The 15,175-nt window shown below is 50.1% G+C and carries 11 protein-coding genes and 1 tRNA gene; 10 read left to right on the top strand and 2 right to left on the bottom strand.

The window, feature by feature from the left end:
• Positions 1 to 65 precede the first annotated feature (65 nt).
• The 4 genes from NST04_RS25780 (at position 66) to NST04_RS25765 (ending at position 4,922) form a co-directional block, all read left to right on the top strand.
• Positions 66 to 1,076 carry an ABC transporter substrate-binding protein gene (locus NST04_RS25780; RefSeq protein WP_341186746.1) on the top strand — a complete coding sequence of 337 codons (1,011 nt, stop codon included), beginning with the start codon at positions 66 to 68 and terminating at the stop codon, positions 1,074 to 1,076.
• A gap of 122 nt (positions 1,077 to 1,198) precedes the next feature.
• Complete coding sequence (locus NST04_RS25775) at positions 1,199 to 2,809, top strand: helix-turn-helix domain-containing protein (RefSeq protein ID WP_341186745.1); 1,611 nt, start codon at positions 1,199 to 1,201, stop codon at positions 2,807 to 2,809.
• A 102-nt stretch (positions 2,810 to 2,911) separates the two neighbouring features.
• Positions 2,912 to 2,995: transfer RNA gene (locus tag NST04_RS25770), tRNA-Leu, on the top strand.
• A 238-nt stretch (positions 2,996 to 3,233) separates the two neighbouring features.
• Entirely contained in the window at positions 3,234 to 4,922 is a 1,689-nt protein-coding gene (locus NST04_RS25765; protein WP_341186744.1) for a hypothetical protein, read from the top strand.
• Here the strand turns inward: NST04_RS25765 and NST04_RS25760 are convergent.
• Together NST04_RS25760 and NST04_RS25755 are read right to left on the bottom strand one after the other, a co-directional pair.
• Positions 4,906 to 5,946, bottom strand: coding sequence for a hypothetical protein (locus NST04_RS25760; RefSeq protein ID WP_341186743.1), 1,041 nt, complete (start codon positions 5,944 to 5,946; stop codon positions 4,906 to 4,908). The two genes, NST04_RS25765 and NST04_RS25760, sit on opposite strands and share 17 nt — an antisense overlap.
• 115 nt (positions 5,947 to 6,061) lie before the next feature.
• Positions 6,062 to 6,988, bottom strand: coding sequence for a tyrosine-type recombinase/integrase (locus NST04_RS25755; RefSeq protein WP_341186742.1), 927 nt, complete (start codon positions 6,986 to 6,988; stop codon positions 6,062 to 6,064).
• Positions 6,989 to 7,841: 853 nt separating this feature from the next.
• Between NST04_RS25755 and NST04_RS25750 the strand changes: the two genes are divergently transcribed.
• The 6 genes from NST04_RS25750 (at position 7,842) to NST04_RS25725 (ending at position 15,131) form a co-directional block, all read left to right on the top strand.
• Positions 7,842 to 8,465, top strand: coding sequence for an RNA polymerase sigma factor (locus NST04_RS25750; RefSeq protein ID WP_341186741.1), 624 nt, complete (start codon positions 7,842 to 7,844; stop codon positions 8,463 to 8,465).
• The gene (locus tag NST04_RS25745) at positions 8,428 to 8,721 is read left to right on the top strand and encodes a hypothetical protein (protein ID WP_341186740.1); all 294 of its coding nucleotides are present in this window, start codon (positions 8,428 to 8,430) and stop codon (positions 8,719 to 8,721) included. The genes NST04_RS25750 and NST04_RS25745 overlap by 38 nt, the downstream gene beginning before the upstream one ends.
• A 31-nt stretch (positions 8,722 to 8,752) precedes the next feature.
• On the top strand, positions 8,753 to 9,628 hold the full coding sequence (locus NST04_RS25740) for an ABC transporter ATP-binding protein (RefSeq protein ID WP_341186739.1): 876 nt from the start codon (positions 8,753 to 8,755) through the stop codon (positions 9,626 to 9,628).
• Complete coding sequence (locus tag NST04_RS25735; RefSeq protein ID WP_341186738.1) at positions 9,625 to 10,854, top strand: ABC transporter permease; 1,230 nt, start codon at positions 9,625 to 9,627, stop codon at positions 10,852 to 10,854. The genes NST04_RS25740 and NST04_RS25735 overlap by 4 nt, the downstream gene beginning before the upstream one ends.
• On the top strand, positions 10,851 to 11,483 hold the full coding sequence (locus NST04_RS25730) for a hypothetical protein (protein WP_341186737.1): 633 nt from the start codon (positions 10,851 to 10,853) through the stop codon (positions 11,481 to 11,483). The genes NST04_RS25735 and NST04_RS25730 overlap by 4 nt, the downstream gene beginning before the upstream one ends.
• Before the next feature lie 564 nt (positions 11,484 to 12,047).
• The gene (locus NST04_RS25725; RefSeq protein ID WP_341186736.1) at positions 12,048 to 15,131 is read left to right on the top strand and encodes a PAS domain S-box protein; all 3,084 of its coding nucleotides are present in this window, start codon (positions 12,048 to 12,050) and stop codon (positions 15,129 to 15,131) included.
• Positions 15,132 to 15,175: the final 44 nt, after the last annotated feature.

Raw genomic sequence — 15,175 nt, 5'->3', positions numbered from 1 at the left:
CTATTGTGTTTAAGATCATCTGAGAATGATTATCAATGAAATTAGACACAGGAGTGAAGAGAGAAATGAAGAATTGGGGCCGAAAATTCATTTGGACCGCTGTACTTATCCTGGCAATGTCCGCTATCGCGGCTTGCGGAACGAATAATAAAGCTGCGGACAGCAAGGATGTCCAGACAGGGAATGCGGCTGCTGCCAGCGCAGCTCCTGCGGAGACTGGCGGAGCGGCCGCTTCAGAAGGGGCAACACGGACGGTAACCGGAGAATTCGGGGAGGTAGAGATTCCGGCGAACCCTAAGCGGGTAGCGGGAATCTATGTGGAGGATTACCTGAAGGCGCTCGGCGTCACCCCGGTGGTGCAGTGGTACCATCCCAGCTGGGGCAAGCAGGATTATCTGAATCTGGATGTGCCGGAATTTGATATCAGCGGCAGCATAGAAGCGCTGCTCGATAAGAATCCCGATCTGATTATTACCGATGGCGGTGTAGATGCCGCTAAGTATGAACAGTATTCCCAGATAGCCCCAACCTACCGCCTGCCGGAGAGCGTATTGCAGGATTCAAGACTAATCCTTACAGCAGTCGCAGACGCGCTGGGTATTCCTGAGAAGGGGAAGGCTGTGCTGGCCGAATATGACCAGAAGGTGGCAGAGGGCAAAGCCGCGTTGCAGCAGGCCCTGGGACAGGAGAAGGTGGCTGTGATCCGGCTTAATGTGGCAGACAAAACGGTTGCTCTTTTTGGAATCAAAAACCGCTTTACCGGTGTGCTCTATAATCAATTCGGTTTGACACCTGTTCCTTTGGCCGCTGAGATGACGGAATTCCAGTCGATCATCTCAGAAGAAGTGATCCCGGAGCTTGAGGCGGATCATATCATTGTATTTCCTGACAACGGGGGTTGGGATACTGCAGCTAATCAAGAGGCGATTAAAATACTTGATGGCCCCCTCTGGAAGAACCTGCCTGCGGTAAAGAACGGCAATATCTACCGGATGGAGCGTTCCCACTGGCAATCCGGGGGAATTACCGCCAACCAGATGAAGCTGGATGACCTGCTTAAAGCGATGGTGAAGTAATCCGGCGTGAAGTGATAGTTAGTCTATAAGCAAAAAGAAGGTCTATCCGCAAGGTTGATAGATCTTCTTTTTTGTTTTACACTTGAGTATATGATAATGATTCTCAGTCAGGAGGGGCGGCAGTGACAGAACAGTTGCAGGAACACAGCAAGAGAAGGCTGCTCCACAGCCTGCTGAATATAGAAGTAGTTACACGCTCCCCATCCGGGAAGGATCAGACCGCAGTCTATCAGGAACATACTCTTATCATTGTGTCCGATGGTCAGGGATGGCTCAAGGCAGAGGACAGGCAGTATTCCTTGGAAAAAGGGGCCGGGTTCCTGATCGAAGCCGGATCGCTGAACCGGATTCAGGCCGGGGAGCAGGGGATCAGCTGGTACCAGCTGGAGTTCGCGCTGATTCGGGCAGGGCACGTTAAGCTTGGCACCGGGGATAAGAGCCAGGAGGGACAAGGCGAATACATGCTCCGCCAGGGATATCTGGACTGCCGGCCGTTCTCACAGTGTGCACTGCTGCTGGACTCCATCTATTATAGCTTCCGGCGCCCGGAGGATATCGAATGGTTCGCGGCCCAGACCCGGTTCCAGGAGCTGCTGCTCTTGCTGATGCGGGCGAATGCTCCTGTACAGAAGGCTAAAAATGAGCGTGAGGCCGTGGAGGATTCAATCCGCTATATGGAAGAGCATTGCAGTGAACCGTTATCGGTCGATCAGCTGGCTGAGATTGCCGGGATCGGACGGGCGCGGTATACACAGATCTTCAAAGAGATTACCGGACGGATGCCCCTGGAGCACCTGAACGGGCTGCGTATTGAGCGGGCCCAGCAGCAGCTTCTGCTGACCAGGGACCGGCTGCACGAGGTTGCCCTGGCTGCGGGATACAGCAATGAGTACTATTTCAACCGGCGCTTTAAAAGAACGGTAGGGGTGACTCCCGGACAATATAGAAACCTCCATCAGGAGGGCGTCCGGGTATTTGCCCCTTTTCTGGAGGATTATCTGCTGGCGCTCGGCATTACTCCGGTCGTACAGTATTGCCATGCCAAGTGGGGCAAGCAGGAATACCTCGGGCTGGATCAGGTTCCGGCGTTCGATATCTCAAGCGGAGACTGGCACGGGCTCAGCCGTTACTCGCCGGAGCTGATCATGCTGGATGACGGCTTCCAGCGCTGGCAGCTCGGGGAATGCAGCCGGGTCGCCCCGCTGTTCCGGCTTCCGTTCCACCAGGAAGACTGGCGTGCCACACTCCGCAGCGCAGCGGCCGTCTTCGGGAGAACGGGGCTGGTGCAGGAGGTAATCAGCGGATATGAACAGCAGGCCGGCCAGGCCAGACGGCTGCTCAGCCGCAGCGTCCAGGGGCAGACAGTAGCTTTGCTGCGGATTTCCGCCTGCGGGATTACCCTGTATGGGAGCGAGCATCTGGGCTATGCAGCGGGGGTACTATACGATGATCTGGGACTAGAGCGGCATCCCCTGGTCCGGCAGCTAACCCGCGGACAGAAACGTGTAATTCTCAGCAGTGAAGAGCTGTCCCGCCTGACGGCAGATCACCTGTTCATTACCTTTGACCTCCAGGAGGGCGGAGGCAGGGAACTGCTCGATACCCCGCTCTGGAGAAGCCTGCCTGCGGTGCGCAACCGCTGTGTGTACGAGGTGGATTTCATGGCCTGGATGAATTACGGTGTGTTGTCGCATCAGCGGAAGATCGCGGATGTGCTCAAGGTATTGGCTTGAAGATGATCATCCCTCAGAAATAATATAAAAAGAGCTTGCAATTCCCCGCCAAAGAGAGTATATTCTTAATTACGGTGATTGGATCACTGAATTACATAATATGCGGTCATGGCGGAATTGGCAGACGCGCTGGCTTCAGGTGCCAGTGATAGCAATATCGTGGAGGTTCGAGTCCTCTTGACCGCATCCGCATTACTCAATAGCCCTTCTTCGGAAGGGTTATTTTTTGCGTTTCTGATGTACAATTAATTTTCGACAAGAAAAAGACATATTCCCCTCCCTGACAAGTAAAAATATGTCGTTTTATTGGGAAAATTAGTGAATCATACAAAATACCGTGTTACTATAGTCGTAGATGAAGGATAATATGTAATTATCTGATGCTCAAGTGTGTTATGCAAGAAGAATTGAGGAGGCAGGCGGGTTGGAAGAAGATATACGGGGACTTTTTAAAGAAAGTGATGAAGCATTTACTATTTATCTTGCTGAACAGCGTTTTGCTGTTAACCGTGGTGTGGACTTTTTCAAATCTTATCGTGGTAAAGTTAATTTCATTGATTCAAATGACATGGCTCACGAGAAAATATCAAAAATACAAAAGTGGATTGCCAAACATGTCCCCAACATAGGAGATTTGATAAAAAAATGCTTCCAGTACAAAAATCCCCTTGACATTATTGAAGTAGTTACATCGTTGCACCAGCTGTTTTCTGTTCATGAGCATCAAGCAGCAGGGCCTGACGTTGTTGATCCAATCATCATTCAGGAGGGAAAAGTTCTACCCAAATATCTAAACCAACTTATCGCCTTACATAAAGAAAGTATTTTAAAACCGACGATAATTATATTGTTGAAAGATAATGATTTTGAACGTGCCAAATCATTGCTCGCGAATTGCCCTCACGGGATGAATCTCAAGATGATTCGTAACGAGGGGGATTCCGAGCTGTATAAAGTTATCAATGAAGGTGCGAATTCACTTGAAGAATTTCTAAATGCATTTGCCCAACAATGCTTCAGCACCTGTTCACACACTAAAAGAGGTGTTCTGCTTAATGAGGAATGGGCAGAGAAGTCAATTATCAAACGTTATAGTCCATCCATTCTCAAGATACGTACTAATTTGCTGTTTGACGAAAAAAATGAAATTCAAGCGGAGCTAACAGATATTGTTAATCAAATCACCTCTGCTCAAGGCATCACGACAGAAGAGCGAACGTTGTTGCAGAGCTTCGAGTGCATGACAAAGCTATTCCGGGTATACTGTAATGACTTTGGAGGACAGGATATTAAGGATGCATATGAGCTAGCCAAGGAGCTTCAGAACGAAATTCTTCTAGGCCATGTCTATAGGTACGCCTATTTTTTCCCGGGAATTTCACGAACTCACCAACTAGATCTATTAAGCAAGGCTGGTCAGATATTCTCAGATCACAATATGGAAGATCATTCGATTTATTGCAGGAATAACGCTCTTGTGAAACAATTTGATATGGAACATTTAAATATTCGTGATTTTGGCTATCTTCAAGAAAAAGCACTTCATAATGTGCCCGGCTTGGTTGGAATGTCGCATATTCTAAACAATACAGGGGTTGCCCATCTTGTGAATGGAGACCCGGAGGAAGCAATCCCTTTCTTTAATAAAGGGCTGGACTACGCCGGGAAACCAGGACGGGACGTACAAAAAATGGCTTTGAAGTGCAATATGTTTATTGCTAGAGCAAAATCATTTGAGCTCGTTGAAGAAAATGAGTTAAGAAAATTCTTGAATAAAATATTCGATAGTATGGGTTTTGAAAAGCTTCCGTTTATTTCGGCTAGGCTTGTCATGAATATTATTTCAGTGGCCTTCAAGCAGTCAAATTCAATGGGGAAAGATCTTCTGCATGATTACCATATTTCAGAATTAGCCTGTAAAGGATTTGAATCGAATCAATTAGGTTCAGGTCAGCTTGCTCAACAATTACATTGGCTTGAAGCCAAATATGATGATTTTGATATTTTGGATTATTGCAATATACCGAACACTGTCCTAGAAGTGACGGGTTTACGTAAAAAGCAAATCGAACAGTATGGCCTTAATCCCTTTATTTTCAATACTTGGCTCTGAGATAGGCAATCATCGAGTTGGCCAAAACGAAAGAATGCACATCCGCTGATCTGTTCAGTCGGGTGTGTTCTTCCATGCAGACAAAGAAGGAATCTCCTTCAGATAAAGCACCATAAGAGAAACCATACGCATTATCTTGCTTGACAGTAGGCATGGGATTGATTTCAACAAAATAGGTATTGTTTGGTGTTAATGTGGTGTGAAGCAGCTCTTCCTGAGAGGTTACATCCTGAATGGAGACGCGCGCATCAATACGGAAGAACGTATTAATAGAAAGGGCCTTAGCCATATCCATAAACTGTTGACCTAATTCGGGAGAGATTAGACGGTGGATATCCTGGGTGTACCCGCGTTTAACTTCTTTTTCGTTCTCACCAAAAAACCAGTTCGGATCGTCAGATTCCGGTAGATATACAACGGTAGGCAGCAACTCTATCTGACCGGAAAGCGGATTATATAGGCCGGGAGTTGTTATATCATACCCTGGAATAAACTCCTGGTAGAGTCCGTTATCATTTGTGCCTCTTTCGTAATGGCCGCGTATGACTCCAAAACTGCTGCCAAAGTTTAACGGCCGGTAAATTCCGTTGGGGCTGCTCTGCATTAATTCTTTGGGAACGTTCATTCCTATGCCTTCTGCAATCAGGTTCGATAAGCGCTTGTTTTCACCTGTTACAATGCTTACGGCATCACAAGGGATACAAGGCACAGCTAGAAAGCTGCACATTGCCGGAACAAGGGCCATAGAGGATAATTGACAACTTCCGCAATTAAGATTAAGTACAAAATCAATATGTGGTAACGTACGGCCAATAGCTTTTTCCACAAAGGTACGCACATCCAGAATTAAAGGCAGACAGTATAATCCTTGTACTGCATTCATCCACTTGGATATAACATCGCTTTGCCAGACATGATAATGTTGAAATCCTGGAGCATCCTCCCCTTCAAAGATATAGACGATTGCAATAGTTTTTCCTTTAATTCTGTTCAAATCTTCTTTATAAGTCTCATATTTGTCCATTTTCTGCTCCTGCATTCATTGATTATTATTTAGGTGGGCAGAGAAAGGATAATTACATATTATCCTTCATAAAAGGCAATAAGAGCAGGGTGAACCTGGCATAACCCTGTAGTTCCTATGAATTAATTGAAACACGATTCCGCGGATGTTTAAGACTGAGTATATCATTCTGTTTTTTGGTTGAGACATGTGTATAAATTTGGGTTGTTGTTATTGAACTATGCCCTAATATCTGCTGAATGTAGCGAATATCCACATCTTCCTCCAATAATAGCGTTGCAAAGGAATGCCGAAACATGTGTGGCGTTAGGTGCTGCTGCACCTTGGCCTTTAATGCGAGTTTTTTAATCATGAAGCGGACGGATTGCTCTGAAAGGCGATGGTTAAGTCTATTCACAAAGAGAAATCCGACATTTTCAATTTGCTCGCTAAAAGCCACTTTATATCTATGTAATGCTGAGAGTACGTCAGAATTGCTGATGGTAATCATCCGCTCTTTTGAGCCTTTGCCATAGATCCGGATTTGTTTGTCGGGCAGATTCAGGTTATCCGATTGTAATGAACAAAGCTCGGAAACCCGCATACCTGTTGCGAATAAAAGCTCTAAAACGGCAATATTACGCAAGCAGGTAGCCATCTTATTAGGAGATTTATAATTCATTTCATACTCTTGATACGCTGACTGAAGTATAGTTTTTATTACATCCAGTGGTATGGTTTTGGGCAGGATGTGTGGCTCATGAAATTTCAGATTCATTTTTGAAAAAGGATTGCTTGTAATGAATTCCTCATACTCCATCCAGTTGCAAAAAGCCTTGATACTGGCGATTTTCCGTTTTACGGTTTTGGGTTTGAAAATATTGTGAAGGCTAATCACGTAATTTGACAGATTTATTTTACTTAAACAGCCATCGCTCCCTTTGATATACTGTAATAACTGCGCAATATCAATTCTATATGCCTTCAGTGTTTTGGAATCTAATCTTTTCTGATATTGACAATAATCTAAATAACCTTCAGATAAGTGGACAAAATTCTGCATTGATGAATCCTCCATTTTGTATGTATTGAATCATTATGCCTTCAAATGAAGATATTTGTCGAATATTCTGCGAGTTTTATGAAACGGTATAGCCAGTAAGGATGGCTGAACCGTTTTTTATTATTTAGTAGATTATGATTTTCTTTTGCTGCAGATAAAGTGTGTATGGATTTGGGCTTAGTAGCCTTTGAATCATCTAAATGAGGAGCAGATAAAATGTATGCGAAAAATCGAATGTAGTTTTCTGGGCGAAGGTACATGGGCCTGATTGTATATGAAAAGCCGAATAAGATGTATAGCCGCGAAGAGGGATGGGGCCCCATGCTCCGCAGTCCGTAACACTGGAGAGAAATCCTGCAAGAAGTGCAGGATTCTCTCCAATAGAACCGACCGATGCTGAATCCTGCATGAAATGCAACAAAGCCAGCGTTAACTTGCTATAAACTCCGGAATTTCTTGCAAATAATGCAACAATGTACACTTAGCCCATAACATTTTTAGAAGAATTATGCAAAATGTGCAACAATTCGATCCATACAAGCGGTCCGTGAAAGAATACTCTCAGAATTGGCGAGAGATAGGCGGAGCACCGCCAGGAAAGGAAGAAACACTTCAGAACATATTCGAAAAACGGCTACAAGGTGTAGCCAAAAAGGCATATGGGCTGAATGTGTGTCACCAGAAAGCGATGAGCTACCGGCATCATTCACCCGTTGGGGTGATTTTTATTTTTTCACGGACAAACTGTAACCTTTTCCCTTACTTGAACGAATAAGCAGTAGATGGCTGGGCAGGAGAGGAGGCGTGTGAGACGAACGGGAGCGAAAGTGAGCGAGGAGAAGGCCTTGGGGCAGTGGACCAGGTGACGGCGGATGAGGCGGCGGCTTCTCGGCTGGATGAAGAGGCGGTGCTAATCAGGTTCACAGAAGGGAGCCGGGACGCGTTTGAATGGCTGGTCCGGCAATACCGTGAGCCTGCTGTGCGGTTTGCCTACCACTTGACCGGGGATTATCATAACGCCGAGGATCTGGCGCAGGACTGCTTCGCCTATCTGCTGGTGTACCCGGAGAAATATGATTACCGGGCGTCCTTCAAAACCTATCTGTTTACCATTCTCCGCAACAAGAGCATAGACTCGGTCCGTAAGCGTGCAAGGCAGCAGAGCTTGCCGTATACGGCGGAGAGCAGCAGCGTACATAACCCGGATGAGGGGAATCCTGAACAGCTGGCCATCATCCGGGAAGAGGATGTAGAATGGCGCAGGAGATTGCATCAGATGAAGCCCGATTACGGTCAGGCGGTCTATCTGGTGGATGTGGGACAGATGTCTTATGAACAGGCGGCCGCAGTGATGGGCCGGAATCAAATGAGCTTCAAGGTACTGCTGCACCGGGCGCGCAAGAAGCTGAGGCAGATCTATGAGAAGGAGGAGAGGGATTGTGAAGTCAACGGAACAGGAGCAGTTATTTCTGGATGAGGTCTACCGCAAGGCCCGGCTGCTGGAATACGACAAGCGTGAAGCGCAGAAAGTGCTGTATAACCGCAGAGTGCTGGCCAGACGCAAGATTCTGACAGTCTCATGCTTCACAATCGTTACAGCCGTATTCGCCCTGATGATTTGGATCGGCAAGGTGGACCGGGAGCTTTGTGTTGCGCTGTCGCTCCTTCTGATTACAGCAGGTCTGCTGATCGAGAAGCTTGAATTGCTGTGGAGTCTGGAGAACGACAGTTGAACGGGAGTTGCAGGAAAGGGAGAGAGATGAAATGGAGCTAATCATTAATCATTTGACCAAGACTTACGGAAGCAAGGCAGCCCTGCAGGATATCAGCTTTCGGGTAGGCGAGGGTATTCACGGCCTGCTGGGGCCGAACGGGGCCGGCAAAACTACGCTGATGCGGCTGCTAGCCACTCTGCTGACGCCCAGTTCAGGAACGGTAGAGATAGGCGGGGTACCCTTGCAGGATAAAGCCCGGGTGCGCGAGCTGGTCGGTTATCTGCCGCAGGAGTTCGCCTTCTATCCCGGAATGACCGTCTATGAGGCTATGGATTATCTTGCGCTGCTGTCCGGGATAGGCGGCCGTTCCGGGCGGAAGCGGAGAATAGATGATCTGCTGGAGCAAGTGAACCTTACGGAGCAGCGCCGGACGAAGGTCAAGGCGCTGTCCGGCGGGATGAAGCGGCGGCTGGGCGTGGCCCAGGCCATGGTGCATGAGCCGAAGCTGCTGATTGTCGATGAGCCGACAGCGGGGCTGGACCCCGAGGAGCGCATCCGCTTCCGGCGGCTGCTGGGACGGTTCGCGGAAGGGCGGATTGTCCTCCTGTCCACGCATGTCGTTGAAGATGTGGAGTCCACCTGCGAGCAAATGACTGTACTGCAGAAGGGGAGTCTGCGGTATCACGGCAGAATAGGCGATCTTACCGCCGCTGCGGCCGGACGTGTCTGGATCGCTGAGCTGGACCGGGCGCAGTGGGAGCGGGACCGCGACCGCTTCCCGGTACTGTCGGCCGTGCCGGAGGGCGCAGGCATGCGGGTCCGGGTGCTGGCCGGGGAGCAGCCCTTTGCCGGGGCGCAGCAGACTGCACCGTCCATCGAAGATGCATACCTGCACCTGATGCGCAGGGAGGAATCCTACGTATGATGGCATTGATTGGCAAGGAGATGCGCATGACCCTGCGCAGTCTGGTATTCTATCTGTTTGTAATTGCCAGCGTATTCTTCTATTTCACTTCTTATGCTACGGAGGAGACCTGGGGAGAGCTCGGTCCTCCTGTAATAAATACTCCGCAGAATATGGGGACTGCGGAACAGCCTTATTACGGCTGGGCTACTCCGGGGGATACCCGCAGCTTGGCTGAACAGATGAAAATTCATATGCAGCGGGATCTGAATGCGGGAGCCGGTGAGAAGCTCAGGCTGGGCTTCCCGATGGAAGTAGAGCTGGATGCCGGAGAGAAGGTGGCCTTGACCGCTGCCATCTCACAGCTGGATAAGATCCTGAAGGACCCCGGCCAATATACGATGGATGAGGCTTACCAGATCGCTGAGGCATTGAACAGTAAATTGGGCGGAAACAGCATGTACCAACAAGGACTGGGTGGTTACAGCTATGCTATAACGTCTGTAGACGAAGCAATGAAGGTACAGGATGCACAGCTTGCGGACTACCATGCCAAGGTAGACGCAGGGGAGCTGCTGCCTGGAGCCGCACGCTATTTCAGTGACTATCTGTCGTTGCCGGCAGGGATCTTCCCGGTTTTTCTGTCCGCGTTCCTGCTGCTGCGGGACCGCTCCAGCCGGATGAATGAATTGATCTACAGCCGCAGGGTCTCTCCTTGGGTGTATGTCGGGTCAAAGTTTATCGCCCAAGGAATCATGCTCTCTGTGGTCTACCTCATTCTGGCTGTCATCGGGGGCTGGCAGACGGTGGATACGCTTGGGCTTACAGGTCAGACGGGGCAGGCCATTAGGATCTTTCTCAGCTATACTGCCTGGTGGCTGCTGCCCACCTTGTGGATCTCGGTCGCCTTCGGGATGTTCGGCTCCATGCTGTTCCGCCGGGGCATTGTGCCTATCGCCTTGCAGATCATCTGGTGGTTCGTATCCGTACTGCCGCTTATGGGCTCCTATGGGCTGAATCGGCTGTTCATCCGCTTCAATTCGCCTAATGACTATAATCTGTACCGAGGCTGGGCAGATGAGATTGCCCTTAACCGCAGCTTTTACCTGCTGCTGGCAATTCTTCTGACCGCCGGGGCAGCCTGGCTCTGGGAGCGAAACCGCAGCCGTCTGGATTCTGCCCAGTCACTTGGCAGGAAGAAGACGAAGCGGACTCCGGCGGTGCCCGCACCGGGGGCGCTGAGATGAGCAGGCAGATCATCGCTCCGCTCGCCCGTTACAACCTCAAGCTGACAGTGCATTATTCCTGGTTGCTGTCAGCGGTACTTTTGGCAGCCGTACCGGTATTCATAGACCCTGTATTAATGGACAGGCTCCAGGTTGCGAAGCTGGGTGAACTGCTCGTCAGCCTGCTGGGACTGATAGTCTATCCGCATCTAGGTCTGTTGGAGGATGGCGGCATCCAGGAGGTGCTTTATGCCAAGCGGGTGCGTCATCTTCCGTTATTTCTGTTCCGATGGGTGCTTACCGCCCTCTATATCTTCCTTGCTGTTGCTGCTTTGTTCAGCTGGGTACATGGAAGCGGCGCAGATTTCGAGCTATGGCCGATGGTGGGAGGGACGGCAATTACCGCCATTGTGATGGGGTCAGCCGGTCTGACGGCAACTCTTCTGGCCGGTAATCTCTCGGCTGGATATATTGCCGGATTCTCCTGGTATCTGCTGGATTTCACCACCAAGGGAAGACTGACCGGGCCCTTTTACCTGTTCGGCCTGCTTAAGGAACCATGGGATAACGGCAAGTGGCTGCTTGCCGGTCTATCGCTGACACTGGTAATCTTCTGTGCCTTCTGGCTGCCGCGCAGGAGACTGGACTAACCTATAACCACCGCCTTGACGTCATGCAAGTGACCAGGGCGGTTTTTTTGAAAATATAAGACTTTATAAGTTGCACACGATAAAGTATCCTTCTATTTCTCGCTGAAACGATACCGTCCTTAAAAGGACGGCAAAGCCGTTTCCACTTGTAGAATTTATATGTTTTGGGGTCCCCGCTCTTAACTAACTTATTTGCTCTTGTTTTCGGCTCCTCCAGACCCAATAACGGCCGCTCAGTCCGCAATCAGCAGAATAGGTGTCTTTTTGGCAATATAAGAGACTCCCAGTCCGGCAATCACCCAAATTATTTATTTCATGTACCAAAATACTGCGAAGCCTACCCTGGAAATAACTTTACTTCCCCATTTCCATTTTCTGTGGTGCCGCGCCAGCGGCATGGATGGCTTGTGGGGTTATTTTGTGTGTGAATATGCACCTTTTCCAGCGGCAAGCTTGCCCGGAGTATCTTCATTAGCGGGACTTTAGGTCTGGAGCATAAATTCCGAAAAAAAGGTATAATGTTACTAAATTATGTCCCCCATTTTCTCAGAGGAGGCTCCAGCTTTGTCCGACACACTATTTAAGCACTTGTACATGCGGTCCTCAATAGGATATGCGGCAGTATCCATTACGGATGGAACTATGCTCATGGCCAACCCTGCGCTTTGCGGGATGTTTGGATACACCGAGACCGAACTCAAGGAGCTGCGTTACCAGGATATCGTCTATCCGGGTGAAGGGGATACCCTGGATCACGGGCAGATTATGAATGACTTAATAAGCAGACCCGATATGGCTGTAGATACCGAAAAGCGGTTCGTACATAAGAATGGTGAGATGCTCTGGGTTGCCCTGCATCTTTTTCTGATCATTGATGAACAGAGCGGAAGTCCCTCCCATCTGGTTGCAGAGATGACTGATATCACCGCGCGTAAGCTGGCGGAGAAGAAGATAGAGGAGGACCACCAGCTCTACGAGCTGGTTACGGAACACACCCCGGATATGATTTCATTCGCCGATCCCGACGGGACGCTGCGCTATGTCTCCCCGTCGGTCGAAGCGCTGCTGGGTTATCCGCCCAGCGACATGATCGGCCGCAACAAAACGGATTTTTACCATGAAGCGGATGCGCTGGAAATGACCGGGCCGGGTAAGCTCTACTCTGACAGTGATACCTTCACACGCAGAGTCAGGCATAAGGACGGCCATTATCTTTGGATCCAAAGCTCCTTTCAGGTGGTGCGGAACCGTGAAGGTGAAGTACGGCAGATCCTGACGATTGCCCGTGACATCACCGAGCGGAAGAAGGTTGAAGATATGCTGGCTGCCGCGCAGGAGCTTGGACAAATGGGCTCCTGGGAGTGGAATTCCGTATATGAGCAGCTGATCGTCTCCGGCCAGCTGATGGCCATCTTTGAATTAGGCGGGAATTGCGGAAATCATACCGTGGTCCATTATACTCAGTTGCTTGACTGTGTAGTGCCGGAGGACCTGGATAGATTGCGCGAAGAGCTGCATTATACGCTGAAGTCCGGGGCTAAGGGTGAGGCGATTTTCAGAGTGAAGGGTAGTGAGGATCGTAAATCTCTCTACGCACACTGGGAAGTGATCCTGGATGCCTCCGGCAAGGTTCAGCAGATCCGTGGTATGGTGCAGGATGTGACCGAGCGCGAACGGATGGAGGAGCAGCTGCGTGAGAGCGAGAACCGCTACAAATCACTTTTCGAATACAATCCGTCTGCCATCAGTGCCATGGATCTGCAGGGATACATTCAGTCAATGAATGCCAGTCTGGAGCAGCTGACCGGATACAGCAGAGAGACCCTGATGCATTCCAGTTACAGTGAGATTATTGAAGAGGATGAGCTGGAGCATGTGAATATGCGGTTTCTGGCGGCAGCCGGAGGCAGGGCCCAGACCTTCGATACCCGGGTGATCCGTCACGACGGCGAGCGGGTGGAGGTGGGGATGATTTATGTCCCTATGCTGATTGATCATGAGGTGGTCGGCGTATTTGCCATTACCAGTGATATTACAGAGCCTAAGCGGTATTTGGAGCAGATTGAGAAGCTTAGCTATGAGCATGCGCTGATCCTGAACTCTGTGTCTGAGGGGATTTTTGGCATGAATCTGGAGGGGGAGACCGTATTTATCAATCCCGCTGCCTCTGTCATGCTCGGGTATAATCCGGGGGAGCTGGCCGGCAATATCAAGCTGCATACGATCGCGCAGACCTGGATGGACGGTGAGCTGTATCCCGGGGGACACCGGACGCTGGCGGAGCTGCTCAAGACCAAGCTCTCTTATGAGCAGGAGCAGGAAGGGATTTTCTGGCGTCAGGACGGCTCCAGCTTCCTGGTCAAATACCGGATGACGGCACTATATGATAACGGAGAGCATAAAGGGGCGGTGGTGGTCTTCAGGGATATCACCGAGGAGAAGGCTGTGGAGCGTGCCAAGGAATCTGCGGAGAAGGCTGACCGGGCCAAGTCGGAGTTCCTGGCGATTATGAGCCACGAGCTGCGTACACCGATGAATGGAATTATCGGGATGGCTGATCTTCTGTCTGGAACGGAGCTTACGGAGGAACAGCAGTATTACACCCAGATTATCAATAAAAGCGGCGCCGCGCTCGTACATATTCTTAACGAGGTGCTGGATTTCAGTAAAATTGAATCCGGCATGATGACGCTGGATCTCCAGCCGGTCGATATCCGGCAGGTTGTTCAGAATGTCTGTGAGCTATTCTATCCGCGTATCCAGGAGAAAGGGCTCATTCTGCGCAGCCATATTGAGCCGGATATTCCGGCAGTTGTCATTACCGACGAAACCAGGCTGAGGCAGGTGCTGGTAAATCTCGTCGGCAATGCGGTTAAGTTCACGGAAGAAGGCGAGGTCGGCGTCTCAGTGAAGCTGGAGGCTGCCGGGGAGCCGGGCTCGCTGATTCTGCGGTTCACGGTAACTGATACCGGTATAGGCATTCCGCAGGGCAGCCAGAACCTGTTATTCCAGTCCTTTTCCCAGCTCGACCCTTCGATCAACCGTAAGTACGGCGGGACGGGACTGGGTCTGGCGATCAGCAAGAAGCTGGTCGAGCTGCTGGACGGAGCTATCGGTGTGAACAGCGTCGAAGGAGAGGGCTCGGAATTCTACTTCACCATCGGCGTGATGTATTCGGTGGAGGAGCCGGGCCAAGCGCTGCTGGCAGGAGTTGCTGCCACTCAGGAGTATAAGGGCGGGATCTTCAACCTGGATCATCCCGAGGGCCAGTACGGCCCGTTGTCTATCCTAGTCGCAGAGGATCATCAGGTGAATCAGCAGATCCTGCAGACTTTTCTCAAAAAGCGCGGCTACTCCTCAGACCTGGCAGTGAACGGGGCGCAGGCGGTAGAAGCTGTACGTTCCCGGCATTATGATCTGGTGTTCATGGATATTCAAATGCCGGGTATGGACGGGATTGAGGCAACCCGGCAGATCCGTGAGGCGATGGGGCTGTCCCCGGTGATTATTGCCGCCACGGCCTTTGCCCGCAAGGAAGATGAAGAGATGTGCCTCCGGGCAGGGATGCAGGACTTTATCCCCAAGCCAATCCGTGGGGAAGAGCTGGACAGAGTGCTGAGGGAATGGTCGGGCAGCATCCGCAGGTAGTCTTGTAAGGGTTCAGGCGCTATTCATATTGACAGTTTTCCTTT

The sequence above is a fragment of the Paenibacillus sp. FSL H7-0756 genome, assembly GCF_038006765.1.
In the GTDB taxonomy this organism is placed as follows: Bacteria; Bacillota; Bacilli; order Paenibacillales; family Paenibacillaceae; genus Paenibacillus_AQ.
This window is presented reverse-complemented; position numbering and strand designations above follow the sequence as displayed.

Bases quoted from the DNA above. Each gene is read 5' to 3' on its own strand.
- NST04_RS25730 (WP_341186737.1), top strand. From the start codon at position 10,851: ATGAGCAGGCAGATCATCGCTCCGCTCGCCCGTTACAACCTCAAGCTG.
- NST04_RS25755 (WP_341186742.1), bottom strand. From the start codon at position 6,988: ATGCAGAATTTTGTCCACTTATCTGAAGGTTATTTAGATTATTGTCAA.
- NST04_RS25780 (WP_341186746.1), top strand. From the start codon at position 66: ATGAAGAATTGGGGCCGAAAATTCATTTGGACCGCTGTACTTATCCTG.
- NST04_RS25735 (WP_341186738.1), top strand. From the start codon at position 9,625: ATGATGGCATTGATTGGCAAGGAGATGCGCATGACCCTGCGCAGTCTG.
- NST04_RS25740 (WP_341186739.1), top strand. From the start codon at position 8,753: ATGGAGCTAATCATTAATCATTTGACCAAGACTTACGGAAGCAAGGCA.
- NST04_RS25760 (WP_341186743.1), bottom strand. From the start codon at position 5,946: ATGGACAAATATGAGACTTATAAAGAAGATTTGAACAGAATTAAAGGA.